22 protein-coding genes are annotated in these 24,292 nt (G+C 70.0%); 15 read left to right on the top strand and 7 right to left on the bottom strand.

The features are described 5' to 3' along the window. Nucleotides 1–144: 144 nt before the first annotated feature. From U1T56_RS18415 to U1T56_RS18400, 4 genes are all read right to left on the bottom strand, one after another. Nucleotides 145–495, bottom strand: a complete 351-nt coding sequence (locus U1T56_RS18415) for a hypothetical protein (RefSeq protein WP_418160955.1) — start codon at nt 493–495, stop codon at nt 145–147. Between the two features lie 5 nt (nt 496–500). Next, nucleotides 501–1,322 carry a hypothetical protein gene (locus tag U1T56_RS18410; RefSeq protein ID WP_418160954.1) on the bottom strand — a complete coding sequence of 274 codons (822 nt, stop codon included), beginning with the start codon at nt 1,320–1,322 and terminating at the stop codon, nt 501–503. Between the two features lie 102 nt (nt 1,323–1,424). Continuing rightward, the gene (locus U1T56_RS18405; RefSeq protein ID WP_418160953.1) at nt 1,425–1,853 is read right to left on the bottom strand and encodes a hypothetical protein; all 429 of its coding nucleotides are present in this window, start codon (nt 1,851–1,853) and stop codon (nt 1,425–1,427) included. Nucleotides 1,854–1,955: 102 nt separating this feature from the next. Then, a complete protein-coding gene (locus U1T56_RS18400; protein ID WP_418160952.1) occupies nt 1,956–2,288 on the bottom strand; it encodes a hypothetical protein in 333 nt (110 codons plus the stop codon). 166 nt (nt 2,289–2,454) lie between these two features. On the opposite strand from U1T56_RS18400, the gene U1T56_RS18395 reads away from it, so the two are divergent. Next, nucleotides 2,455–3,642, top strand: coding sequence for an ABC transporter substrate-binding protein (locus U1T56_RS18395; protein ID WP_418160951.1), 1,188 nt, complete (start codon nt 2,455–2,457; stop codon nt 3,640–3,642). A 29-nt stretch (nt 3,643–3,671) separates the two neighbouring features. Next, nucleotides 3,672–5,333, top strand: coding sequence for an ABC transporter permease (locus U1T56_RS18390; RefSeq protein WP_418160950.1), 1,662 nt, complete (start codon nt 3,672–3,674; stop codon nt 5,331–5,333). On the opposite strand, the gene U1T56_RS18385 is transcribed toward U1T56_RS18390, so the two are convergent. Continuing rightward, nucleotides 5,307–6,818, bottom strand: coding sequence for a RimK family protein (locus U1T56_RS18385; protein ID WP_418160949.1), 1,512 nt, complete (start codon nt 6,816–6,818; stop codon nt 5,307–5,309). The genes U1T56_RS18390 and U1T56_RS18385 overlap by 27 nt on opposite strands. A 285-nt stretch (nt 6,819–7,103) precedes the next feature. Between U1T56_RS18385 and U1T56_RS18380 the strand changes: the two genes are divergently transcribed. The 8 genes from U1T56_RS18380 to U1T56_RS18345 all read left to right on the top strand — a co-directional run bounded on the left by U1T56_RS18380 (nt 7,104) and on the right by U1T56_RS18345 (nt 16,326). Beyond that, nucleotides 7,104–8,063 carry a ChaN family lipoprotein gene (locus U1T56_RS18380; RefSeq protein ID WP_418160948.1) on the top strand — a complete coding sequence of 320 codons (960 nt, stop codon included), beginning with the start codon at nt 7,104–7,106 and terminating at the stop codon, nt 8,061–8,063. Between the two features lie 54 nt (nt 8,064–8,117). Then, nucleotides 8,118–9,074, top strand: coding sequence for a DMT family transporter (locus U1T56_RS18375; RefSeq protein WP_418160947.1), 957 nt, complete (start codon nt 8,118–8,120; stop codon nt 9,072–9,074). Between the two features lie 9 nt (nt 9,075–9,083). Next, entirely contained in the window at nt 9,084–10,220 is a 1,137-nt protein-coding gene (locus tag U1T56_RS18370; RefSeq protein WP_418160946.1) for a DMT family transporter, read from the top strand. Next, complete coding sequence (locus U1T56_RS18365) at nt 10,118–11,071, top strand: BMP family protein (protein WP_418160945.1); 954 nt, start codon at nt 10,118–10,120, stop codon at nt 11,069–11,071. Before U1T56_RS18370 ends, U1T56_RS18365 begins: the two co-directional genes overlap by 103 nt. Then, nucleotides 11,068–12,630 carry an ABC transporter ATP-binding protein gene (locus U1T56_RS18360; protein ID WP_418160944.1) on the top strand — a complete coding sequence of 521 codons (1,563 nt, stop codon included), beginning with the start codon at nt 11,068–11,070 and terminating at the stop codon, nt 12,628–12,630. Before U1T56_RS18365 ends, U1T56_RS18360 begins: the two co-directional genes overlap by 4 nt. Then, entirely contained in the window at nt 12,620–13,666 is a 1,047-nt protein-coding gene (locus tag U1T56_RS18355; protein WP_418160943.1) for an ABC transporter permease, read from the top strand. The genes U1T56_RS18360 and U1T56_RS18355 overlap by 11 nt, the downstream gene beginning before the upstream one ends. Beyond that, nucleotides 13,663–14,607 (top strand): ABC transporter permease, encoded by a 945-nt coding sequence (locus U1T56_RS18350; RefSeq protein WP_418160942.1) that lies wholly within the window; start codon nt 13,663–13,665, stop codon nt 14,605–14,607. The genes U1T56_RS18355 and U1T56_RS18350 overlap by 4 nt, the downstream gene beginning before the upstream one ends. Nucleotides 14,608–15,036: 429 nt before the next feature. Next, nucleotides 15,037–16,326, top strand: coding sequence for an amidohydrolase family protein (locus U1T56_RS18345; protein WP_418160941.1), 1,290 nt, complete (start codon nt 15,037–15,039; stop codon nt 16,324–16,326). Between the two features lie 32 nt (nt 16,327–16,358). On the opposite strand, the gene U1T56_RS18340 is transcribed toward U1T56_RS18345, so the two are convergent. After that, entirely contained in the window at nt 16,359–16,904 is a 546-nt protein-coding gene (locus U1T56_RS18340) for a cytochrome b/b6 domain-containing protein (protein WP_418160940.1), read from the bottom strand. A 2-nt stretch (nt 16,905–16,906) separates the two neighbouring features. After that, a complete protein-coding gene (locus tag U1T56_RS18335) occupies nt 16,907–17,179 on the bottom strand; it encodes a PepSY domain-containing protein (RefSeq protein WP_418160939.1) in 273 nt (90 codons plus the stop codon). Between the two features lie 149 nt (nt 17,180–17,328). Between U1T56_RS18335 and U1T56_RS18330 the strand changes: the two genes are divergently transcribed. The 5 genes from U1T56_RS18330 to U1T56_RS18310 all read left to right on the top strand — a co-directional run bounded on the left by U1T56_RS18330 (nt 17,329) and on the right by U1T56_RS18310 (nt 24,260). Further along, entirely contained in the window at nt 17,329–17,667 is a 339-nt protein-coding gene (locus tag U1T56_RS18330) for a PepSY domain-containing protein (protein ID WP_418160938.1), read from the top strand. Nucleotides 17,668–17,672: 5 nt separating this feature from the next. After that, nucleotides 17,673–18,335: a response regulator transcription factor gene (locus U1T56_RS18325; protein ID WP_418160958.1), complete on the top strand. Its 663-nt coding sequence runs from the start codon at nt 17,673–17,675 to the stop codon at nt 18,333–18,335. After that, entirely contained in the window at nt 18,332–19,720 is a 1,389-nt protein-coding gene (locus U1T56_RS18320) for an ATP-binding protein (protein ID WP_418160937.1), read from the top strand. The genes U1T56_RS18325 and U1T56_RS18320 overlap by 4 nt, the downstream gene beginning before the upstream one ends. Before the next feature lie 368 nt (nt 19,721–20,088). Continuing rightward, the gene (locus tag U1T56_RS18315) at nt 20,089–23,337 is read left to right on the top strand and encodes an SNF2-related protein (RefSeq protein ID WP_418160936.1); all 3,249 of its coding nucleotides are present in this window, start codon (nt 20,089–20,091) and stop codon (nt 23,335–23,337) included. Further along, nucleotides 23,334–24,260, top strand: coding sequence for a DMT family transporter (locus tag U1T56_RS18310; RefSeq protein ID WP_418160935.1), 927 nt, complete (start codon nt 23,334–23,336; stop codon nt 24,258–24,260). Before U1T56_RS18315 ends, U1T56_RS18310 begins: the two co-directional genes overlap by 4 nt. The last annotated feature ends 32 nt before the right edge of the window (nt 24,261–24,292 follow it).

The following is a 24,292-nucleotide window of genomic DNA, read 5'->3' as shown; positions in this document are numbered from 1 at the left end:
GTTCCACCCCGGGCCACCCGACCGACGGCCCCCGCAGACCCAGCCCGAATCGCCACCACCTCGACGGACGTGACCGCAACCTTCACCACGCGGCGGCGGGAACGCCGCAAAAGCCACGCCAGTCGGACATCGGGGCCGCCGGTGTCACAGCCAGATCCAGCGGCCCTGCTCGTCGCGACAGGCCTCGTGCTTGAAGGTGCTGGTGCGATCGTACAGATGCAACTCCTCCGTGTACTGGCGGCAATAATAGCCGCCGGTGCTGACATAGGTGCGGAAGGGCTTGAAGCTGCCGCCCGTGCCGACGTAGCCCTTCCAGTCGAGGCGGCGGCCGTCCGGCAGGGTCTCGAGTGCCTGCTGCATGGCGCGCGCTGCGATCGCGACGTCGGCGTCGCGCAGGTCGGCGTGGCTCAGCGGCGAGCCGTCGTCCTTCGTGCCGACGCAGGCGGCGAGCAGGAGAGCAAGAGCGAAGAGCGCGGTGGTGCTGCGTCGCTGCATCGGCATCACTCCGTTGCCTTGGCGGTCGCGGGCGCCGTCGCGGCGGCAGGCTCGCGTGCGGCCATGTCGCGTCGGCTTTCGAGCGCCGTCAGGTCGTTGCCGTCCACGACACCGTTCCGGTCGACGTCGAGATCGGCCAGCGCCCAGTTGCGACCGGACTTGCGGAACACCGGGAGAGGAGCCAGCGCCGCCTCGAGGGCGCGTTTGCGCTCGTCGCGCAGCCTCACGAGCGCCCGATCGTTCGGCCGGGCCGCGAGCGCCTGGCGCGCTTGTGCGACCGCACGGTCGAGCTCCAGAAGATCGTTCTCGGCCGGCGTGCCGAAGGCCGCCTGCATCACGCCCACGGACACCGGAAGCTGCAGCCCCTTGGCGATCTCGACCATGGTGCGGAGCCGCTCGATCGGGCTGCCGCCGGCCTGCCCCGGCGGCTGCCAGTGCCGCTCGACCAGGAGGTTCGCGAGGCTGCTGTCGAGAACGAGCAGCCGGTCGCCGATCTCGCCGCCCGAGCCCGCGGGCTCGTGGCCGAGCGCACGCGCGAACCGCTCGCGCGCGGCATCGAAGGCGGGATTGCCTCTCGATTCGACGATGGCGGGCCGGCTCGTGGGCGCGGCTGCCGCCTGGGCCGGCTGCTGCGCGGCCGCAGGGGTCTGGCCGATAGCATCGGGAGCGACACCCGGGTCGGCTGCGGCCAGCACCGGCCGGAGCGCCGTGCCGTCCGCAAGGCCGAGCCCTACGAAGAACGCTGCGAACGCCGTGACGAGCGCAGCACCGTGCCGGCGCCGTGCGTCGCGAACGCCGCCGGGATCCATCTCGAGCCGTGCCTGCATACGAGCCTCCTCGCGACGGCGGGGCAGCCCGATCCGCCTCCCGCACCTCGTCGCTCACGAGCCCCGAGGCTAGAGCAGACGGGTTAAGAAAGGATTGAGCCCCTACCAGAGGCGGTAGGGGCCGAGGAACAGATCGCCCAGAGCCCGGCGCCGCAGCCAGGTCAGCCGGCGGCGGCGGCGGTGCTCGTCGCGGTCGTGGCGGAGGTGGCAGCGCTGGCACAAGGCGCGCAGGTTGCGGACGGCCGAGTTCTGCGGGTCGTGGTCGAGGTGTGCCGTGCCGAGCACGATCCGCCTCTTCACCGCCGCCGTGAACTCGACGATGTCGGGCCAGGCCGCGGGCCGGCCCGCGTCGTCGCGCCAGCACCGCGCGGCCTCGTCGAACCACCGTCCGTCGTCGAGCTGGATCACGAGCTGACCGTGCGGCCGGCCGCAGCTCTCGCAGCGGCCGCGCGCGCGTCCGAACCGGATCTCCCGGCTGATCTGCGGCCAGTCGATCGGGTAGAACCAGCGCAGCTCACGGCGAATCGGCATGATCGTCGGCTCTTGCGCACACCATCAGGCTGCCTTGCGACCGAGGCGTCGGCGGGGATGGTAAAGAATTCCTCGCGGCCGGGCCAGACCCGATCGGCGGTTTCACCGCTCGTGTCGGGCGAGCTCCTTACGGGCGCGGACCAGCGCGCGCAACAGCGCCAGGGGCACGGTCGGCGCTCTGGCCTCGACCCGCTGCCGGCCCCGGCACAAGGTGGCGTAAGGCAGGATGCCGCTGGCGTCCCAGCCGACATGCCAGGCCCAGCCCGGCAGCACCAGATGGACGAGGTCGATGCAGCGATCGACCGAGGCCGTGTAGTCCGGCGGCGTCGTCGAGGCATCGCCGGTCAGCACGCGGTCGAGCTCGCGGTCGAGCTCGCGATCGCTGCCGGTCGCGATCGCCACGTGCTCGCCCAAGGCCTCGAGCTCGCTCGTCATGAAGCGCTCCTCCCGGGCTCGCCGGCATGTCCGGCTTTCTGCCCGCGGCTCCATCCCTAGCACGAGTCCTCTCTCCTCGGGCGATGCGACATGAGGCTGTCGCGCGGCCCGGCACGGCGCTAGCCTCGCGTGCCGGGCCGATGGCCGCCATCCGCGGGAGAGGGACATGCGCCTCGTCCTCGTCCTCATGGCCGTTCTGCTGCCGCTCCACGGCGCCACCGCCGAAACGTTCGCGGACGTCCTCGCCCGCGCCCGCGGCCAGACCGTCTATTTCAACGCCTGGGGCGGGTCGCCGCAGATCAACGACTACATCGCCTGGGTCGGCCGGGAGACCAAGGCGCGCTTCGATGTCGGACTCGTCCAGGTCAAGCTCGGCGACACGGCCGAGGCGGTGGCGCGCGTGCTGGCCGAGAAGGAGGCGGGCCGGACCGAGGGCGGCACGGTCGATCTCCTGTGGATCAACGGCGAGAATTTCCGGGCGATGAAGGAGAAGGGGCTGCTGTTCGGCCCGTTCACGGACATGCTGCCCAACTTCCGGCTGGTCGACACCGGGGGCAAGCCCACCACCCTCGTCGACTTCACGATCCCGACCGACGGCTACGAGAGCCCCTGGGGCATGGCGAAGTTCGTGCTGTTCTACGACAGCGCCAGGGTGCCGGACCCGCCGGCCTCGCTCGACGAGCTCGCCGCCTGGACCCTGACACACCCCGGCCGCTTCACCTACCCGGCTCCGCCCGACTTCATCGGCTCGACCTTCCTGAAGCACGTGCTCTACGAGGCCGTGCCGGATCCGGCCCGGCTGCAGCAGCCCGTGGACGCGGACGCGTTCGCGGCACTGGCGACACCGGTCTGGCGCTGGCTCGACCGGGTGCAGCCGCATCTCTGGCGGGGCGGCGTCACCTATCCCGCCTCGGGCCAGGCGCTGCACCGACTCCTGGACGACGGCGAGGTCGATTTCTCCATGGCCTTCAACCCGGCCGAAGCCTCGAGCCTGATCCTCGCCGGCCGCCTGCCCGAGAGCGTGCGCAGCTTCGTCTTCCGGGCAGGAACCATCGCCAACACCCATTTCGTCGCGATTCCATTCAACGCCGCGCACAAGGAAGGGGCGATGGTGGTGGCGAACTTCCTGCTCGAACCGGAAGCGCAGGCGAGGAAGCAGGATGTGCGGGTGTGGGGCGATCCGACCGTGCTCGACCTCGCGGCCCTCTCGCCGGCCGACCGCGTCCGGTTCGAGGGGCTCGCGCTCGGGCCCGCCACGCTCCCGCCCGACCGGCTGGGTCCGGCCCTGCCGGAGCCGCATCCGTCCTGGATGGAGCTGCTCGAGCGCGGCTGGGCCGAGCGCTACGCGCGCTGATGCCGGTCGCGAGCGCTCGAAGCCCGTTCTTGCGCCTCGCTCCGCCATTGACGATCGCCCTCTTCCTGGGGCCGGTCGCGGCCGGGCTCGCCGGCACGATCCTCCCCGCCTTCGGCTGGCTGCCGGCCTTGGACGTGCGGCAGCTCTCGCTCGAGCCCTGGCGGCAGCTCCTCGCCGCGCCGGGGGTGGGACGCGGTGTCGTGCTGACACTCGCGAGCGGGCTCGGCGCCACCGTGCTGGCGCTCGCGAGCGCCGTGCTCATCGTGGCGGCAAGCCACGAGCGGCGGGGCACGAGGCCGCTCCGGCTGACGCTTCCCTTCCTCCTCGCCGTGCCGCATCTCGCGAGCGCCATCGGCACCGCCTTTCTCGTGGCTCCCTCGGGCTTCGCGGCACGGCTGGTCTCGCCCTGGCTCACGGGCTGGCAGCGGCCGCCCGATCTTCTCACGCTGAACGACCCTTTCGGGCTGGCCCTGACGTTCGGCCTCGCGCTGCGCGAATGCCCGTTCCTGGTTCTGGCGCTGATCGCCGCCGAGAGCCAGATCGCGAGCGGAGGCCGGCTCGCCGTGGCCCGAACCTTCGGCTACGGCGCTGCCGAGGCCTGGCTCAAGCTCGTGCTGCCACAGCTCTATGGGCAGGTCCGGCTGCCGCTCTATGCCGTCCTCGCCTTCGCGCTCTCGGTCGTCGACATGGCGGTAGTCCTGGGCCCCACGGCGCCGCCGGTGCTGGCGGTCCAGCTCCTGCGCTGGTTCAACGATCCCGACCTCGCGCTCCGGCTCGTGGCGGCGGCCGGCGCCGTGCTGCAGCTCGGGCTGATTCTGCTCGCGATCGGGACCTGGCGCGCGGTGGAGACGGTGCTGGCACGGCTCTGCCGGTCCTGGCTCCTCGCCGGCCCCAGCCCTTCGTTCGAGCGCGCGCTCCGCCTCCTCGGCCGTCTCGCCTTCACGGGCGTCCTCGGCACGAGCATCCTCGGTCTCGGCGCGCTCCTGCTCTGGTCCGTGGCCGGAAGCTGGCGCTTTCCGGCCGCCCTGCCGTCGCAGCTCCAGCTCGCGAGCTGGGCCGCCGTGGCGCAGGATCTCTCGTGGCCGGCGGCGACCACGCTCCTCCTCGCCGCGCTTTCGAGCCTCGCGGCCCTCGGGCTCGTCCTCGCCTGCCTCGAGCACGAGGCGCGGACCGGCCCGAAGCCGCGGGCGCGGGTCCTGGCGCTCGCCTACGCGCCGCTCCTGATCCCGCAGGTGAGCTTTCTCTTCGGCCTGCAGGTCCTCTTCGTACGACTCGGGCTCGATGCGACCTTCCCGGGTCTTCTCTGGTCGCACCTCGTCTTCGTGCTGCCTTACGTGCTCTTGATGCTGCACGATCCCTATCTCGCCCTCGATCCGCGCTTCCTCGCGACCGGTACCGTGCTGGGGGGAGCGCCCGCACGCGTCTTCTGGCGGATCAAGCTGCCGCTCCTGCGCCGGCCGATCCTGGTGGCGGCGGCCGTGGGCTTCTCGGTCAGCGTCGCCCAGTACCTGCCGACGGTGTTCGTGGGCGGCGGACGCTGGCCGACACTGACCACCGAGACCCTGACGCTGGCGCTCGGCAGCGATCGCCGCCTCGCCGCCGCGGCAGCGCTGCTCCTGGCTCTGCTGCCGCTCGCGGCGCTCGCGGCAGCGCTCGCCGTCCGCTCACCCCGCCTTCGGCACGGCCGCTAGGCCCACCGGCGCCGAGCCCTCCTCGGCGCGCTGCAGGCGTTTCAGGAACCAGCCGGCGAGGCGGCGCCAGAGCTCGTCACGCTCGGCCGTATCCTCGACGTCGTGGACGAGGTTGGGGTTGTCGTTGATCTCGATGACGAACACGCCACGCTCGTTCATCTTGATGTCCACGCCATAAAGGCCGCGGCCGATGAGCCGTGCCGCCTTCACGCCGATCTCGACCACCTCGCGCGGCGCGGCCGCGACCGCGAGCGTCTTGAACGAGCCTTCCACCGGCTTGCCGTTCTCGGTGTGGCGCACGATCTGCCAGTGCTTTCGCGCCATCATGTACTGCGAGACGAACAAGGGCTCGCCGTCGAGCACACCGACCCGCCAGTCATATTCGGTGTACATGAACTCCTGGGCCAAGATCAGATCCGAGTCCTCGAGCATGCCGCGCACCATGCGCTCGAGCTCGGCCCGGTTGCCGACCTTGGCCACACCGCGCGAGAACGATCCGTCCGGGATCTTCAGGACCATGGGATAGCTGAGCTGCACTTCCAGCCCTTCCAGCTCCTTCGCCGAGGAGATGACGACGGTCTTGGGGGTCGGCACGCCGTTCGCCTGCAGGAGTTCGGCGAGATAGACCTTGTTCGTGCAGCGGATGATCGAGCTCGGATCGTCGATCACCGGCATCCCTTCCTGCTCGGCGCGCTTGGCGAAGCGGAAGGTGTGGTGGTCGATGTTGGTGGTCTCGCGGATCCAAAGGGCATCGAACTCGGCGATCCGGTCGAAATCCTGCTTCGAGATCACCTCGACCCCGAGACCCATGGGCTCGGCGATGCGCTCGAAATGGCGAATCGTCTGGAGATCGGAAGGCGGGAGCTGCTCCTTGGCATCCAGCAGCACGGCGAGCGTGAAGCGGGGGGCGGTCTTGGCCTTGGGCGACTTCCAGGGCTGGCGGAAATGGGCCTCGATCGCGGCAGCGAGCTGCGCCTTCCCTTCCTCGCCCAGCTCGCTGATCGAGACGGGAGCGATCTTCCGCACCCGCCACGTGTCGCCCGCCTTCACGAACACTTCCAGGATCGGGCAGCGGAACCAGTCGAAGAGCTGGCGCGCGAAGCGGGCGAAACGGTGATCGTCGGCGTGGCCCAGGCAGATGAACAGCCGGAACGAGGCCGTGGGCGGCTCCGCGAGGTGACGGATCGTCCGGTTCAGCGTCTCCTCGAGCTCGGCCAGCGCGTAGACGTAAGAGGCACGCCGCGACAGCTCGAGCACGGTCGTCACCGTGGGCACCACCTTATGGCCGCGCGCTTCCGCGAGCAGCGAGCAGTAGTAGCCCATGGTCTGGTAGCCGTAGCTCCGGGACAGATTCAGGATCTTGGGAGCGGAGCGCCGGGTCGCGCGCGGCTGCATGATGTAGTCGCGCGTCGTCATGGCGGGGTAGCGCGAGACCGCGGCCGGCAGGTCGGAGAGGCGGTCGACAACGATCAGCCAGCCGGTCATCGGCCGGCTTCCATCAGAGGGTGGCGCATGCGCTGGACGTTCGTCCGTTCCCCGTGCTTCGGTATGAATCCTACGCTGCGATAGCGGTTTTCCTGCACCGGATGCAAGATGCGCAAAAGCGCGCTCCACCGAAACGTGAGCAGGCTCATCGTGGGCGGCGCGCCCATCGGGCCGGGGCTGCAGCGTCGCGTTGCGGGATGGTAAAAGGCCTGCGTCCATCCGACCCCGTCCGGGCTCCTGCCCGGAGCGGGCAGCGCGAAAGGCCCGGCACGCATGAGGCACATCATGACACCCGTGGTTCTCTTGCTGGCCTTGCTCACCGCCTGCCAGTCCTCGCCCGAATGGGTCCATGCCTATGGAGCGCGGCATCCGCTCGCCGGTTCCATTCACGACACGGCGCAGAACCGGCCGGTCGGTGAGAAGGAGCTTCTCGCCAGGGTCGCCGAGGCCGACTTCGTGCTGATCGGGGAGAGCCGCGACAATCTCGACCACCGCCGGCTGGAAGCGCTGCTGATCGCGGCTGCGGGCCGAAGGCCGCTCGCGGCTGCGGCCTTCGAGGTGATCGAGACCGACCAGCAGCCGGTTCTGGTCGAGCACCGTCACGACGACCTCGCGGCATTGGGCCGTGCGCTGCATCTCGAAGGGGGCGACGCGCCGCTCGACACGTACGGGGCGGTCCTGGCCGTGGCACGGCGCACCGGCGCCGAGCTCGTCGCCGCCGGCCTGCCGGGGAGCAGTGTGGCTGCGGTCATGGCTGGAGGCACGAGCGCCCTGCCGGCAGCTTTCGTCGTGCGGACCGGACTCGACCGGCCGTTGCCGCCGCTGCTCGCGGCGGCTCTCGAGCGGACGATCGCCGCCGCCTATTGCGGTGAGCTCGGCCAGGACCTGCTCACCCGTCTCGCTGGCGTCGAGCGCGCCCGCGATGCCGGCCTTGCCGACCGGCTCGCGGCCGTCGCCGGGCGGAACCGGGGTGTGCTGATCGCGGACCGCGCGCGCGTGCGCAAGGATTGGGGCGCGCCCTGGTATCTCGAGCGGCTGCGGCCGGGAGCCCGCACGGTGAGCATAGCCCTGCTCGAAGTGGAGCATGTCCGCGAGATGCCGACCATAGGCGTTCTCTACGACTATGTCTGGTTCACGCCGGGCGCCCACCCGCCCGGCAGCGACGGCTGCCGGCAACCAGGCGGGGCCGCCGGCGAGATCGAGGTCCGGCGCATCGCGCCCATGCGACCCCGACACTTGTCGTGAGCACGGCCGTGGCGGAAAGTCAGGGATGAAGCCGCCCCGGACAGCACGGACGCGATGACCGACCACCAGGCCAACCTTCGCGCCGCCGCGCTCACCGCTGCGGCGGTCTCGCTGTTCGCGGTGAGCGATGCGATCGTCAAGCTGCTCACCCAGCATTACCCGCCGGGCCAGATCCTGTTCTGCCGTGGCGTGGTGGCGGCTCTGCTCTTCGTCGTGGCGGCACGGCTGCGTCGCCGGCCGGAGCTCGTGCGCCTGCCCTGGAGCGATCGTGCCTCCTGGCTGCGCTCGCTGCTCGAGCTCGGCACCGCCTTGTGCTATTTTCAAGGGTTGAGGACGCTGCCTCTGGCCGAGGCGACCGCGGTCCTCTTCGTCTTTCCCGTGCTGCTCACGGTTCTCGCCGCCTTTCTACTCGAGGAAAAGGTCGGTCCCCGGCGCTGGGCGGCGGTGGCCGCGGGCATGACGGGCGCCCTCGTGATCCTGCGGCCGGGCAGCGCTGCCTTCGATCCCGCCACCTCGTGGGTGCTGGCTGCGGCGGCACTGATCGCCGCCCGCGACCTCGTCACCCGCTTCGTCCGGCCCGCCGTGCCGACCGAGGCCATAGCGCTGATGACGATCGGCTTCTCGGCCGTGGCGAGCCTCGGCACTCTTCCCTTCGGCTGGGCGCTCCCGGACGGGAAGGGCCTCCTCGGCTTCGCGGCGAGCGCTGTGCTCGTGAGCGTCGCCTTCTCCTGCCTCGTCGCCGGCACGCGCACGGGCGACGTGTCGTTCACCGCACCTTTCCGCTACGTCACCGTGCCGCTCGCCTTCCTGATCGGCTTTCTGGTCTGGGGCGACGTGCCCGACCCGCCGGTGTTCCTCGGCACCGCCGTCGTCGTCGCGGCCGGCCTCGCCATGCTCCGCCCAGAGCGGCCGCGGCTTGTGGCCGGGCATCGCGGCAAGAGCGGCACGGAAGGTCTCGGGATTGGCCTCGACGGGTCGAATCGGCTATCGAGCATCCGGCCTGAACCTTGAGCGGGGCCCATGCCGACCGCCGCCCATAATCTGCGCGCTGCGCTCCTGATGATCGCGGCCATGGCGTCGTTCTGCGTCAACGACGCCTTCATGAAGACGCTCGCCGCCCGAGCGCCCATCGGCGAGCTGATCGCCTTGCGCGGTACGATCGTGGTCGTGCTCATGCTGGCGCTCCTGCCGCGCCTGGGCCTGCGCATCGGCCGGCCGGACCGGTTCACCTTCCTGCGCGCTCTGGGCGAGCTCGGCGTCACCTTCGCCTTCCTGGCGGCGCTCGCGACCCTGCCGCTCGCCGACACCTACACGCTCTACTTCGCCGCCCCGATCCTGCTCACGGCGGCAGCGGCCCTCTTCTTCGGGGAGCGCGTGGGCCCGCGGCGCTGGGCGGCCGTGTTCGTGGGATTCCTGGGCGTGCTCGTGGTCCTGGGCCTGCCCTCGGCCTGGCAGCTCGCCTCGCTCCTGGCGCTGGCCGCCGCTGCCATCAGCGTCGCGCGCGACGTCTGCACCCGCAAGATCTCGCCCGAGGTGGGATCCGGCACGGCGGCGCTGGCCACGGCCATCTGCGTCACGCTGGGTGGTGTGACCACGGCGCTGGGCGGCACGTGGATCGCCCTCGACGGAATCGACGTGACCTTGTGCGCCCTTGCGGCGCTGGGAGCTGCCGGCGGCTACGTGGCGTTCGTGGCGGCGCTGCGCATGGGCGATCTCTCGTTCGTCGCCACGTTCCGCTACAGCGCCATCCCGATGGCGATGGCGCTCGGCTTCGTCTTCTGGGGAGACGTGCCCGGTCCGCGCATGCTCGCGGGTGCGGCACTGATCATAGGCTCGGGCCTCTTCATCCTCTGGCGCGAGCGCAGGCCGTCGCGGCCGCGAAGGCGACCTCGACCTGAGCCGGTGCCGGCCGGCGATTTCACTCTTTCCAAGGCAAGGACGGCGCGTCAACATCGCAGCCGAGAACGATGGCCCGGCACGCCCGACCGGTGCCGGCAACGGAGCGGACGACGATGGGGAACCCACTTTCCAGGCGCACGCTGCTGCTCGCGACGATGCTCGCCACCGGGCTTCTCGGCTGGACGATCGGCGCCGCCGAGGCGGCGCCGATCGAAGTCGCCGGCGTCTACACCGTGCCGGTCGAGCAGCAGTGGGTGAGCCGCATCCATAAAGCTCTGAAAGAGGCCGAAGCGCGCGGCGAGATCAAGTACAAGTGGTCGGAGAACGTCGCCAACACCGACTACGAGCGCGTCATGCGCGAATATGCCGAGGCCGGCAACCAGCTCGTCGTGGGCGAGGTGTTCGGTGTCGAGCGCGCCGCCCGCGCCGTCGCCAAGGATTACCCTAAGACGTCCTTTCTCCTGGGCTCGAGCTTCGGCCCGCAAGCGCCCAACCTCTCGGTGTTCGACAACTACATCCAGGAATGTTCCTATCTCACCGGCCTCGTCGCCGGCTCGCTCACGAAGTCGAACCTGATCGGCATGGTCGGCGGCTACCCGATCCCCGAGGTCAACCGCCTCATGCACGCCTTCATGGCAGGGGCCAGGGAGGCGAACCCGAACGTCCGGTTCTCGGTCTCGTTCATCGGCTCCTGGTACGACCCGCCCAAGGCCAAGGAGGCGGCGTTCGCCCTGATCGACCAGGGAGCCGACATCCTCTACGCCGAGCGCTTCGGCGTCTCGGATGCCGCGAAGGAGCGTGGTGTCAAGGCGATCGGCAACGTGATCGACACGCAGGATCAGTATCCGGGCACGGTCGTCGCGAGTGCCTTGTGGCACATGGAGCCCTCGATCGACAAGGCGGTCAAGGCGGTGGCGAGCGGCTCGTTCCAGGCCGAGAACTACGGGCCCTTGAGCAACCTCGCCGTCGGCGGCTGCTCGGTGGCGCCCATGAAGGAGGATCTCGTCCCTGCGGCCGTGATCGAGAAGGTCAAGGCCACGGAGGCGGCGATCAAGGCCGGCAGCCTCAAGATCGCGATCGACGACAGCGAGCCGAAGTCGACCAAGTGATCCGGGCCGCCGCCGTTCCCGTGCCGGCGCCGGTCGTCCTTCGTCTCGAGGCCATCAGCAAGCGCTTCGGCGAGCTTCTGGCCAACGAGGCGATCGACCTCGAGCTGAGGCGGGGCGAGATCCTGGCCCTCCTTGGCGAGAACGGTGCGGGCAAGACCACGCTCATGAGCATCCTGTTCGGCCACTACGTGGCCGACAGCGGCGCCGTGCTCGTCGCCGATTCTTCCGGTGCCCTGCGGCCGCTGCCGCCGGGCTCGCCGCATGCGGCGCTTCGCGCCGGCATCGGCATGGTGCACCAGCATTTCGCGCTCGCGGGCAACCTCTCGGTGCTCGACAACATCGTGCTCGGCACCGAGCCGCTCTGGCGGCCGAAGCACCATCGCCAGGCGGCGCGGCGCAAGCTCGCCGATCTCATGGGCTCGGCCGGCCTCGAGGTGCCGCTCGATGCGCCCGTGGGCAGCCTCTCGGTCGGCGAACGGCAGCGGGTCGAGATCCTGAAAGCGCTCTACCGCGATGTCCGGGTTCTCATCCTGGACGAACCCACGGCGGTGCTCACGCCGCAGGAGGCCGAGCGCCTGTTCCTCACCCTCGAGCGGCTGAGTGCCAAGGGCCTCGCCATCCTGTTCATCAGCCACAAGCTCGACGAGGTCGTGCGCTTGTGCCGTCGCGTGGCCGTGCTCCGCGCCGGCCGCAAGGTGGCGGAGTTCGCGACGGCCGATGCCAGCCCCGGCATGATCGCCGAGGCGATGGTGGGCCGCGCCGTCGCCATGCCGCGGCGCGAGTCGATCGCCCCCGGCCGCGTGCTCCTCGAGCTCGCCGATGTGGAGGTGCCGGGTGGCCCCCACGGTGGCCGCGGCATCGCCGACATCGACCTCACCGTCCACGCGCACGAGATCGTCGGCATCGCCGGCGTGTCCGGCAACGGCCAGCGCACGTTCGCGGCCCTGCTCGCGGGCCTTGTTCGGCCCGGCGCCGGCGAGATCCGGCTCGAGGGCCGACCCTGGCCCACTGGCGGCCCGCGGGCGCTCATCGCGGCCGGGATCGGCCGGACACCCGAGGACCGGCTGAGCGATGGGATCGTCGCCGACCTTCCGATCGCCGAGAACCTGGTGCTCGAGACCTATAAGAGCCGCCGCTTCCAGAAGCTGGGATTCTTGCGCCGCGGCCGCCTCGTCGAGCACGCGCGGGAGCTGATCCGGGCCTACGACGTGCGCTGCGAGGGACCGGGCCAGCGCATCGGCCTGCTTTCGGGTGGCAACATCCAGAAGCTGCTCCTGGGTCGCGTGCTCGAGCTCTCCCCGCGCCTGATCCTGGCCGACCAGCCGACGCGTGGGCTCGACGTGGGTGCGGTCGCCTTCATCCACGGCCGGCTGCTCGAGGCGCGCCGCCGCGGGGCCGGCATCATCCTGATCTCCGAGGACCTGGACGAGCTCATGCGCCTTTCCGACCGCATCGCCGTCATGTACCGGGGGCGCTTGAGCGAGACCATGCCGGCGACCGGTGTCACCATCCGCCAGCTCGGCCTTCTCATGACCGGCCAGGTCCGCCATGCGGCTTGAGGTTCGCGCGCACCCGCCGCGCTGGCTCGTGGTGGCATCGCCTGTGGCCGCCATCCTGCTCGCCATGGCGCTGGCGGCGATTCCGCTCGCGCTCGCCGGAGCCGACGTGCTCGCCGCCTACCGGCAGATGGCGGTGGCGAGCCTGGGCTCGCCCTTCGCGCTCACCGAGACCCTGACCCGCGCCACGCCCTTGATCCTGACCGGGCTCGCGGCCGCGGTCGCGTTCCGCGCGCGGCTCTGGAACATCGGCGCCGAGGGCCAGCTCTACTTGGGAGCGGTCGTCGCCGTGGCGCTGGGCTCGGGTGCCCTGAGCCTCGCCCCGCCCGTCCTGATCCCGCTGGCCCTGGCCGCGAGCGCTCTCGCCGGCGCGCTCTTCATGCTCGGGCCGACCTGGCTCAAGCTCCGGCTCGGCGTCGACGAGGTCGTGACCACGCTGCTCCTCAACTTCGTGGCACTCCTCTTCGTCGGCATGATGCTGGAAGGGCCGATGAAGGACCCGATGAGCCTGGGCTGGCCGCAATCGGCGCCCATGGTCGATGCCGCGACCCTGCCGCGCCTTATCGGGCGCACCCGGCTCCATGCCGGCTTCCTCGTGGCGCTGTCTGCCGCCGCCCTGATCTGGCTCTACATGGAGCGGACCGTCTGGGGCTTCGAGACCCGCACCGTCGGCAGCAACGCGCGGGCTGCGGGCTTCGCCGGCATGCCGGTGGCGCGCGTCTTCCTGCGCACCGGGCTGATCTCGGGAGCGCTCGCGGGGCTCGCCGGGGCCGGCGAGGTCATGGGCCTCAAGGGCTATCTCACCCAGGACCTCTCGCCGGGCTTCGGCTACAGCGGCATCGTCGTCGCCATGCTGGCGCAGCTCGACCCTTTGGGCGTCGTCTTGGCCGCCATCTTCGTCGCCGGCGTGTTCGTGGGCGCCGACAGCATGAGCCGTACCGTGGGTGTCCCCAGCTATATCGCCGACCTCGTGGTGGCGCTCTCGCTGCTCGCCATGCTCCTTGCCGGCCTCGTTACCCGCTACCGGCTGCGCCGATGACCGAAGCCTTCGACATCCTCCTCCAGGCGAGCTTCTGGGCGGCGACGCTCCGAATCGCCACGCCCTTGATCTACGGTACGCTGGGCGAGCTGATCTGCGAGCGCGCCGGTGTCCTCAACCTCGGCATCGAAGGCATCATGACGCTGGGTGCGATGGTGGGCTGGCTCGCGGTCTACGAGGGGGCTCCTTTGTGGGCGGGCGTGGCGCTGGCGGCCTCGGTGGGGATGCTGGCGGGACTCGTCCACGGCCTGCTCACGGTGCCGCTCGGCCTATCCCAGCACGTGACCGGCATCGGCATCACGCTTTTGAGCACGAGCGTTGCCTCCTACACCTACCGCGTGCTGCTGCCCAACGTCTCGACCCCACCCCGGATCGAGCCCTTCCCGCCTCTGGCCGAGGGCTGGCTCGCGAGCATCCCGGTGATCGGCCCCGTCCTCGCCCAGCAGACCGCCCTCACCCTCGCCGCACTCGCCCTCGTGCCGGGGCTCGCTTGGCTGCTCTACCGCACGCCCTTGGGCCTCGCGATCCGTGCCGTCGGCGAGAACCCGGCCGCCGTCGAGGCGCAGGGCATCGACGTCTACGCGCTGCGGATCGGTGCGGTCGTCTTCGGCAGTGCCCTCATGGCCGTGGGCGGCGCCTTTCTCACCCTTTCCGCCTTCAACGCCTTCTTCTTCGGCATGGTCAACGGCCGCGGCTGGATCTGCATCGCTCTCGTCGTCTTCGCCTCCTGGCGCCCCGGCAAGGCGCTTCTGGGTGCCATCCTGTTCGGCGCGTTCGACGCCTTCCAGGTCCGCCTGCAGCAGGTCGTGGGCGGCGCCGTGCCCTACCAGCTCTTCCTGATGCTGCCCTATCTCCTGAGCATTCTGGCGCTCGTCCTGGTCTCGCGCCGGGCCGCCTATCCGCTGGCGTTGATGCGGCCTTATCTGAAGGGTCAGCGCTGAACGCGCCGAGGGCGCGACCTTGACCCTGTCCGGCCCGGCAGGCGGGCACGGAATTCGAGGTCGAGGATAAAGGTGAAGTCGTCGTGCTGCGGCGCACGAAGCCCTGGCCGCCCAGCCGGATCGAGACGTGTGCGGTTGCGCGAAGCACGAAGGACCACCCGTCAGCTGGAGAGCATGAACTCTCGACGGGTTGGCGGCCGACGGCGAGACCTTCGTCACCTTCGATCGGGCCCCGATCCAGCGCGCCACGGGGCAGGGTCTCGCCGTCTCGGTCCGCGCACCCTGAAACCGTCCACACCATCTCGAAGGATCTTACCCGCGCATCGGCACCGACGGTATCTTGCTCGCGACCTGGCAAACCGCCATCGTCGCGCCCGTTGATGGAGCCGGCAACATGTCCGGCAGCGTTCCTTGTAGGAGACTGCTTCCTTGCAGCCCGATCTCATCCTGCGCGGCGCCAATCTGCCGGACGGCCGGCAGAATCACGACATCCTCATCAAGGACGGCCTGATCCAGGCCGTAGGGCCCGCCATCGACGCGCGCGGGCAGGAGGAGCTCGACGTCTCGGGCCGGCTGGTGACGCCACCCTTCGTCGACTGCCACTTCCACATGGACGCGACGCTCTCGCTCGGCCTGCCGCGGCTCAACCGCTCGGGCACGCTGCTCGAGGGCATCCAGCTCTGGAGCGAGCTCAAGCCGCTCCTCACCCACGAGGCGGTGATCGAGCGCGCGCTGGCCTATTGCGACATGGCGGTAGCACAAGGCATCGGCGCCATCCGCAGCCACGTCGATGTCTGCGACGACCGGCTCGTGGGCGTGGAGGCGCTGCTCGAGGTCAAGCGGCAGGTCGCCCCCTATCTCACGCTCCAGCTCGTGGCCTTCCCGCAGGACGGGTTCTATCGCTATCCCGGTGCGCGGGCGAACGTGCTGCGAGCGCTCGACCTCGGCGTCGACATCGTGGGCGGCATCCCGCACTTCGAGCGCACCATGGAGGACGGGCGCCGCTCGGTGGCGGAGCTGTGCGAGATCGCGGCCGAACGCGGCCTCATGGTCGACATGCACTGCGACGAGAGCGACGACCCGCTGTCGCGCCACATCGAGACCTTGGCCTACGAGACCCAGCGCCTGGGATTGCAAGGGCGCGTGGCCGGCTCGCACCTGACCTCCATGCACAGCATGGACAATTACTATGCCAGTAAGCTGATCCCGCTGATCGCCGAGGCCGGCGTCGCCGCGATCGCGAACCCGCTCGTCAACATCACGCTCCAGGGCCGGCACGACACCTACCCCAAGCGCCGGGGCATGACGCGCGTACCGGAGCTGAAGGCGGCCGGTGTGACCGTCGCCTTCGGCCACGACTGCGTCATGGACCCCTGGTACTCGTTCGGCTCGGGCGACATGCTCGAGGTCGCGCACATGGCGGTGCATGTCGGTCAGATGACGAGCCTGGACGCTGTGCGCGCCTGCTTTGATTCGGTGACGACCGAGCCGGCCCGGATCATGGGCCTCGAGGGCTACGGCATCGAGCCCGGCTGTCGCGCCGATCTCGTCGTGCTCGAGGCCGCCGACCCGATCGAGGCGATCCGGCTCAAGGCCGCGCGTCTGTTCGTGCTGCGGGGCGGACGGATCGTGGCGCAGGCGGCACCGCGCGTGTCGCGTCTCGACCTGCCTGGCAGGCCGCCGGCGGTGAGCCTGCTGCGGCTCTCCACCGGGATCTGAGCGGAGCGCCCGTCACGGGCGCTCCGCTCGGGTCAGCCCGCCAGGGCCGGCTTGCGGCCGGTGATCATGGCGCGCACCAGGTTCTCGCGGTGGAGCAGGCTGCTGACCACCACGCCGGCGATGTGCACGCCGATCAGGGCCAGGGTCGCGTAGGCGGCGACCTCGTGCAGCTCCTCGACCCAGTCCACGCCCCAGAACCGGTCGGTGGTCATGAGCCAGCCGCTGCCGGCCGTGACGAGGACGGCCGCGAGCAGGAGGAGGATCATGACCCCACCGGCCGGGTTGTGGCCGAGATAGCGCTCGGGCCTGCCGCGCACGAGGCCGGCGAGGTAGGCCACGAGGCGCTGCGGGGTCGGCACGAAATCCGCAAAGCGCGCATGCTTCGGGCCGACAAAGCCCCAGACCAGGCGAAAGCCGATCAGGCCCAGGACCACGTAACCGGCCATGTCGTGAAGCGTCTCGCCTTCCTCGGCGAGAAAGGCCGTGAAGAAGGCGGCGACGAGGCTCCAGTGGAACAGCCGGACGAGCGGGTCCCAGACCCGAACCTCGGCCGCGGCTGGACCGGCCGGCGCTCTCATGCTCAGCCTCCCTTCGTCTTCACGACCTCGGCCGTGGTCGGATCGAAGTAAACCTCGACCTTCTTGCCCTCCTTGTTCACGCCCTTGACCTCGAGGCAGCCCTCGTCCTCGCCGACCGAGCGCACCTGATAGCCCAGCTCCTCGGCCTTGGTCTTGATCTGCTCGGGCTTGAGCCACTGGTCCTTCGGGTGCTCCTTGCACAGCTCGGCGGCGAAGGCGGGCACTGCGCCCGAAATCGCGATCCCCAGGGCGAGAGCGAAGCCAATTCCACGCATCGTCGACTCCTTGCGTTATCGGGTCCGGTTGACGGCGTGGCTTGTAGCGGCCCTGATCTGAGCGAGGCGTGAACGAGCCGTTCAGGTGCCGTTCAGGTGCCCGCGTTCAGAGGAGCAGATTGCCGCTCCCTGCTCGAGGTCGGAGAATCATGCGCAGCCGCCGGCTCCTGATGATGGCACTGGCGCTGGCGGTGCTGGCCGCCGGCTCAACCCTGGCCGATGACGACGATCACGATCAGGACCGGGCCTATCGGGCGCTGCGCCGAGGCGAGATAGCGCCGCTCGAGGAGATCCTGGCGATCGCCCGGCGCGCCCGGCCCGGCACGATCCTCGAGATCGAGCTCAAGGAGCTCGGCGGGCGCTGGGTCTACCAGGTCGAGACGCTGAGCCCCGGCGGCATCATCGGCAAGATCTGGATCGACGCCGCGACCCGCGCCGTGCTGCCGGCAGCGCCCGGCGAGCGGGGCCGTGGCAAAGGGAAGGATTGAGCGCGGTGCGTGTGCTGGTGGTCGAGGACGAGCCCGGCATCGGCCGGCATCTCGAGGAGGCGCTGACCGACGCCGGCTACGTGGTCGACCGCGCCGCCGACGGCGAGGAGGCCCATTTCCTGGGCGACACCGAGCCCTATGATGCCGTCGTGCTCGATCTCGGCCTGCCCAAGCGGGACGGGCTCTCGATTCTGCGCGCTTGGCGGGCGGCGGGCCGGAACTTTCCCGTCCTGATCCTGACCGCGCGCGGAAGCTGGCGCGAGAAGGTCGAAGGCATCGACGCCGGTGCGGACGACTATCTCGCCAAACCCTTCGCCACCGAGGAGCTCCTGGCCCGGCTCCGGGCGCTCCTGCGCCGGGCGAGCGGCCATGCCAGCCCGATCCTGCGCAGCGGCGCCATCGAGCTCGACACCCGTACCGCGCGCGTCACCCTGAACGGCGCTCCGGTGACCCTCACCGCCCTGGAGTATCGCATTCTCGCCTACCTCATGCACCGCCCCGGCCAGATCGTCTCGCAGAGCGAGCTCACCGAGCACGTCTACGCCCAGGATTTCGATCGCGATTCCAACACGATCGAGGTCCTGATCGGTCGCCTGCGCAAGAAGCTCGGCCGCGAGGCGATTTCGACCGTGCGCGGCCTCGGCTACCGCCTGAGTGCACCCGCGTGACCGGGAGCGGTGGCTCGCTGCGGCTGCGCCTGCTCGCCGCGGCCGCGGTGCTGATCACGCTCGCCGTGCTCGGCACCGGGCTCGTCCTCTCGGCATTGTTCCGCAACCACGTCACCGCCCAGTACGATGCCGAGCTCCTGGTCCAGCTCAACCAGATCACGGCCGGCCTGCAGCGGCAGCCGGACGGCACGGTGATCCTCGTCGATCCGCCGGGCGATCCCCGATTCCGCACGCCTTACGGCGGGCGCTACTGGCAGGTCGAGCCCGCGGGCGGGCCGGCCTTGCGCTCGCGCTCGCTCTGGGATCAGTCGCTCTCGCTCGAGCCCGATGCGCCGGCAGCGGGCGATCTGCACCGGCACGAGGACACGGTGCAGGGGCTCGGCACGGTGCGCGTGCTCGAGCGGCTCGTCCGGTTCGAGGAAACGCCAAACGCCCCGATCCGGGTCGCGGTCGCGCTGCCCACGGCCGAGATCGCGACCGTGACCGGCCGGTTCGACCGGCTCCTGGCGCTGGACCTCGCCATCCTGGCGGCAGCGCTCCTCGCCGCCTCGAGCCTGCAGGTGAAGGTAGGCCTCCTGCCGCTGGCGCGGCTCAGCGCAGCGCTGGCCCGGGTACGCTCCGGTGCGATGGACCGGCTCGAAGGCCGCTTTCCGATCGAGGTCAGCCCGCTCGTCGACGAACTCAACGCGCTGCTCGAGCATCAGACCAAGCTGCTCGAGCGGGCGCGGGCGCAGGCCGGTGATCTCGCTCACGGGCTCAAGACCTCGCTGCAGCTTCTCCTGCTCGAGGCCGACCGGCTGGGCGAAGCGGGCGCCCCGATCCGCGAGCAGGTCGCCCGCATGCAGACACTGATCGAGCACCAGCTCGCACGCGCCCGCGCCCAGAGTCATCAGCGGGCACATCGAGGTATTGTTCCGGTCGCGGCCAGTGTCGACGCTCTGGTACGCGTTCTTGGCCCCGTCGCAACTGCTCACGAGATCGTGATTGAAACTGTCGTCCCGTTGCAGCATGGTTTTCTGGGGGCGGCGGCCGACCTCGAGGAGATGCTCGGGAACCTGCTCGACAACGCCTGCAAGTGGGCGCGGTCGCGGGTTCGCGTGGCGTCTCGAATCGAGGATGGGCGGCTGCATCTCCTCGTCGAGGACGATGGTCCCGGCCTCGACGAGGCGGCGCGTGAGGCCGTGTTCGCTCGCGGCATGCGACTCGATGAGCGTGTGCCGGGCAGCGGTCTGGGGCTTTCCATTGTGCGGGACATTGCCCAGATCTACGATGGCGAGATCGTTCTCGCGCGCTCCTCGCTGGGTGGCCTACGGGCGGAACTGATCCTGCCGGGCAGCGAGGATGCAGCGGATCCCCGTTCCAAGGTGCGGCATGCTGACGCATGAAGCGGCCGGAGCCGCTGGATGCATCCGCTGATGGCGGGTTCAACCCTGCGACCGTGTCGCCTTGGAGGTTGCCAAAACTTGCGGTTTGTCGTGTATACGTTTCAGTTTGTCGTCCCGCTGCTGAACCTGAGGTTGGCTGGGATGCGCAACAAGCGGGTGAACATGGAAGTGCAGTGGCAGACGTCTTCGGACGAGCCCGGCGGGCCATGGCCGAGCCGGAGGCGTTTTCTCGACCACTAACTGCCGACAACAACAACTCCAAAAAGTAAAACAGGCCTATGCTTGCCTTTACACGGACTGACCTGGAACGTCTCTTTCCGCCGTCGACCTGGCACAAGGCCGAATCGCTGCGAGAGCAGAGCGCGGTCATGGAGATCAACGTCGAGCGGGACGGGCGCTCGATCACCGGCCGCGTGCGCAGCGAGCGCAGGTCGCCCTACATCACGCGCATCAACATCCAGAATGGTCGCGGCGGCCGGATCAAGCTCACCAGCACCTGCACCTGCCTCGTCTATTCCGAGTGCGAGCATGCCGCCGCCACGCTGATGGCGGCGCTCGACGAGGCCGCGGCACCTGAAGCCGACGAGGTGAGCGCTGCGATCGACAGCGAGCTCGAGGCCTGGATCGCCTCGGTCAACCAGACCTCCCGCTCGCTGCCCAGCGGCCAGGCCGGCGAAGGTGACGACTGTGTGCTCTACATCCTCGAGCCCGCCCAGCGCCTCTGGCGCGACACCGCCTCGATCCAGCCCGTCGCCGTCAGCACCTTCCGGGCGCGCCGCCTGCGCGGCGGGCTCTACGGCCGTGAGCATCCCTTGGCGATCTCCAACCTCGTCGCCGAGGATCCGGCCTCCTTCGTCGGTATCGAGGACCAGGTCATCGGCCGGCTCCTGGGTGGCGGCAACGCCCAGACCAAGCGGCTAGGCACGGCCGGCGACGGCGACACGCTCCGCCGCATGCTCGAGACCGGCCGCTGTCACTGGCGCAACGGCCAGAGCCAGGCGCTCAAGGCCGGCGAGCCCCGGCCCGGCCGCTTCAGCTGGCGCTTCGACAGCGAAGGCCAGCAGCACGCCGTCTGCGAGCTCGAGCAAGGCGGCGACGAGATCCTGGTCGTGAGCCTGGGCGAGCCCTGGTACATCGATCTCGAGAAGCACGAATGCGGGCCGATCGAGACCAAGGTGCCGTACCGCGTGGCGCGCCTGCTCTTGAAGGCGCCGCCCGTGCCCGCGGCCGTGGCGACCCTCGTCCGCCAGAAGCTTCAGCCCAGCGCCGCCGCCCTGCCCCTGCCCGAGCCTCTGCGCAAGCGCGAGCGGCTCGAGGTCAGGCCGACGCCGGTCCTCCATCTCCACTGCCCGCGGGTCACGATCTCGCGCGGCATGGGCTGGAAGCGCGAAGAGCAGGAGGTCGACCTGCCGCTCGCCAGGGTCTCGTTCGACTATGCCGGCGCGGAGGTCGGCTGGCAGGACGGCCGCACCGAGATCAACCACGTCAAGGACAACCGTCTCCTCGTTCTGCCGCGCGACACGCTCTACGAGGTTCAGATGGTCGAGCGGCTGAACGCGCTCGGTCTGCAGCCGCTCGGCCCCACCGGGCTCGGCAAGTTCGCCAACGACGAGCAGCGGCAGGACTTCACCTTCGAGGAGGACGAGGACGACGACGTCTCGATGCGGTGGGTCGAGTTCAACCACCGCGACCTGCCGAACCTCGCCAAGGAAGGCTGGCGCATCACCTTCAGCGACGAGTATCCCTACCGCGTCGCCCAGCCCGCGGATTCCTGGAAGGTCGAGATCAACGACTCCGGCATCGACTGGTTCGAGCTCGATCTTGGCATCGAGGTCGACGGCGAGCGCGTCCCGCTGCTCCCGATCCTGCTCGACCTGTTCGAGCGCGCCCCCGAGGACATGACGCCGGCAGCACTCGAGGAGTTCGGCGAGGACTGCGTCTACGGCACGCTCCCCGACGGCCGCCTCCTGCCGATCCCGGCCTATCGCCTGAAGGCGATGCTGGAAGCGCTCTACGAGCTGTTCGCGAGCCACAAGATCACCCGCGACGGCGGGATCAAGCTGTCGCGCGCCGAGATGACCCGGCTCACCGCCATCGAGACGGCGCTGCCCAACGGCGCGCTCCGCTGGGAAGGCGGCGAGATGCTGCGCGATCTCGCCCGCCGGCTGGCGAGCACCAGCGAGATCCCGGCCGCAGCCCCGCCCAAGGGGCTCAAGGCCAAGCTGCGGCACTACCAGGAGGAAGGCTATTCCTGGCTGCAGTTCCTGGCGAGCCTCGGGCTCTCGGGTGTGCTCGCCGACGACATGGGCCTCGGCAAGACGATCCAGACGCTCGCTCACATCCTGGCCGAGAAGGAGCAGGGGCGGCTCACCCGGCCCTGCCTCATCGTCGCGCCCACGAGCCTCGTTCCCACCTGGCGCAACGAGGCCCGCAAGTTCACGCCCGACCTCGAGGTGCTGGTGCTCCACGGCAACGAGCGCCGCGAGCTGTTCGACGAGATCGACAGCCACGACGTCGTGCTGACGAGCTACGCGCTGCTGCTGCGCGACAAGGATCTGCTCCTCGCCCACCGCTACCGGATGGTGGTCCTCGACGAGGCGCAGGCGATCAAGAACCCGGCGACCAAGCTCGCCCGCACCGCCTGCCAGATCCAGGCCGACCACCGCATCGCCCTCTCGGGCACGCCCATGGAGAACCATCTGGGCGAGCTGTGGTCGGTGTTCCACTTCCTGATGCCGGGCTTCCTGGGCGACCGCGAGACCTTCCGGCGCGTGTTCCGCAACCAGATCGAGAAGGAGGGTGATGCCGCTCGCCAGGCGCTCCTCGCCTCGCGCGTCAGGCCCTTCCTTCTGCGCCGCACCAAGGAGCAGGTCGCGGCCGAGCTGCCGCCCAAGCAGGAGGTGGTGCGCGAGATCGAGCTCACCGAGGCGCAGCGCGACCTCTACGAGAGCGTCAGGCTCTCCATGCACCAGCGTGTGCGCGAGGAGATCCAGCAGCGCGGCCTCGCGCGCAGCAACATCGCGATCCTCGAGGCGCTCCTCAAACTGCGCCAGGTCTGCTGCGATCCGCGGCTCTTGAAGTCCGGCCAGGGCAGCGAGGTGACGAGCGCCAAGTTCGAGCTCCTGATGGAGATGCTGCCCAACATGGTCGAGGCCGGGCGGCACATCATCGTGTTCTCGCAGTTCGTCGAGATGCTCGATCTGATCGACGAGGCGCTGACCGCGGCCAAGATCCCGTTCGTCAAGCTCACCGGCCAGACCAAGGACCGCGAGACCCCGGTCAGGCGCTTCCAGAACGGCGAGGTACCGATCTTCCTCATCAGCCTCAAGGCGGGCGGTACCGGCCTGACGCTGACCCGTGCGGATACCGTCATCCACTACGACCCGTGGTGGAACCCGGCGGTCGAGGCGCAGGCCACCGACCGGGCGCACCGCATCGGCCAGGACAAGACCGTCTTCGTCTACAAGCTGATCTCGTCCGGCACGGTCGAGGAGAAGATGGTCGAGCTCCAGGCCAAGAAGCAGGCCCTCGTCGACAGCGTGCTCTCGGGCAGTGCTGCGGGCCTGAGCTTCACCGAGGAGGACATCGACGCGCTGTTCGCTCCCCTGCCCGAATGAGCCGTCCGCTCCCGCCTCGGGCCGGCCCCGTCCCCCCGCCCGCGCACCGTGAAGGCGGGGTCTGGCTCCGGCTCGTGCCGGGCCTGTTCGTGCTCTTGTGGAGCACCGGCTTCATCGGCGCCCGGCTCGGCATGCCCCATGCCGAGCCCTTGACCTTCCTCGCCCTGCGCTTCGCGCTCACGGCCGCGATCCTGGGGCCGGCAGCACTCCTCGCCCGCGCTCCCTGGCCGCGACACGGCCGCGAGATCCTGCATCTCGCCGTCGCCGGCCTCCTCATGCACGGCGTCTATCTGGGCGGCGTGTTCGTCGCGATCCGGCTCGGGCTCGAGGCCGGGCTGTCCGCGCTGATCGTGAGCCTGCAGCCGCTTCTCGTCGCTGCCTCGGCTCCCGTTCTCCTCGGCGAGCGCGTCGGGCCCAGCACCTGGGCCGGTCTGGGCCTCGGCCTATGTGGCGTGGCTCTGGTCCTCGCCCGGAAGCTGGGTCTCAGTGCTTCGGATGCCTGGGGAGCGCTCGCCTGCCTCGCCGCTCTCGCCGGCATCACGGTGGGCACGCTCTACCAGAAGCGCTTCTGCTCCGGCCACGATCTCCGCAGCGGCAACTTCGTCCAGTTCGCGGCCTCGGCCGTGGCCTGCTGGCTCCTGGCGCTTCTGTTCGAGACGCGGCAGATCGCATGGACGGGTGAGCTCGTCTTCGCGCTTCTCTGGCTCGTCCTCGTCCTGTCGCTGGGCGCCATCACGCTCCTCTATCTCCTGCTGCGCCGCGGCGCCGCCTCGCGCGTGGCGAGCCTGTTCTTCCTGGTGCCGCCCACCACGGCGCTGATCGCCTGGCCGCTTTTCGGCGAACGGCTGGGCATCCTCGAGCTCCTCGGCATGGTCCTCACCGTCGCGGGCGTGGCGCTCGTCAATCTCGGCCGCCGTTTGTGACGGCGCGCACAGATCGGGGCACCGTCCTGCCC

This window comes from Benzoatithermus flavus (genome assembly GCF_037908215.1).
GTDB classification, from domain to species: domain Bacteria; phylum Pseudomonadota; class Alphaproteobacteria; order Geminicoccales; family Geminicoccaceae; genus Benzoatithermus; species Benzoatithermus flavus.
Note: the sequence above shows the minus strand (reverse complement) of the source record. Positions and strands in the feature narration are given on the sequence as shown.

Coding starts and splice junctions, on each gene's coding strand:
- U1T56_RS18415 (WP_418160955.1), bottom strand. CDS start 495: ATGCAGCGACGCAGCACCACCGCGCTCTTCGCTCTTGCTCTCCTGCTC.
- U1T56_RS18410 (WP_418160954.1), bottom strand. CDS start 1,322: ATGCAGGCACGGCTCGAGATGGATCCCGGCGGCGTTCGCGACGCACGG.
- U1T56_RS18405 (WP_418160953.1), bottom strand. CDS start 1,853: ATGCCGATTCGCCGTGAGCTGCGCTGGTTCTACCCGATCGACTGGCCG.
- U1T56_RS18400 (WP_418160952.1), bottom strand. CDS start 2,288: ATGACGAGCGAGCTCGAGGCCTTGGGCGAGCACGTGGCGATCGCGACC.
- U1T56_RS18395 (WP_418160951.1), top strand. CDS start 2,455: ATGCGCCTCGTCCTCGTCCTCATGGCCGTTCTGCTGCCGCTCCACGGC.
- U1T56_RS18385 (WP_418160949.1), bottom strand. CDS start 6,818: ATGACCGGCTGGCTGATCGTTGTCGACCGCCTCTCCGACCTGCCGGCC.
- U1T56_RS18380 (WP_418160948.1), top strand. CDS start 7,104: ATGACACCCGTGGTTCTCTTGCTGGCCTTGCTCACCGCCTGCCAGTCC.
- U1T56_RS18375 (WP_418160947.1), top strand. CDS start 8,118: ATGACCGACCACCAGGCCAACCTTCGCGCCGCCGCGCTCACCGCTGCG.
- U1T56_RS18370 (WP_418160946.1), top strand. CDS start 9,084: ATGCCGACCGCCGCCCATAATCTGCGCGCTGCGCTCCTGATGATCGCG.
- U1T56_RS18365 (WP_418160945.1), top strand. CDS start 10,118: ATGCTCGCCACCGGGCTTCTCGGCTGGACGATCGGCGCCGCCGAGGCG.
- U1T56_RS18355 (WP_418160943.1), top strand. CDS start 12,620: ATGCGGCTTGAGGTTCGCGCGCACCCGCCGCGCTGGCTCGTGGTGGCA.
- U1T56_RS18350 (WP_418160942.1), top strand. CDS start 13,663: ATGACCGAAGCCTTCGACATCCTCCTCCAGGCGAGCTTCTGGGCGGCG.
- U1T56_RS18340 (WP_418160940.1), bottom strand. CDS start 16,904: ATGAGAGCGCCGGCCGGTCCAGCCGCGGCCGAGGTTCGGGTCTGGGAC.
- U1T56_RS18335 (WP_418160939.1), bottom strand. CDS start 17,179: ATGCGTGGAATTGGCTTCGCTCTCGCCCTGGGGATCGCGATTTCGGGC.
- U1T56_RS18330 (WP_418160938.1), top strand. CDS start 17,329: ATGCGCAGCCGCCGGCTCCTGATGATGGCACTGGCGCTGGCGGTGCTG.
- U1T56_RS18315 (WP_418160936.1), top strand. CDS start 20,089: ATGGAGATCAACGTCGAGCGGGACGGGCGCTCGATCACCGGCCGCGTG.
- U1T56_RS18310 (WP_418160935.1), top strand. CDS start 23,334: ATGAGCCGTCCGCTCCCGCCTCGGGCCGGCCCCGTCCCCCCGCCCGCG.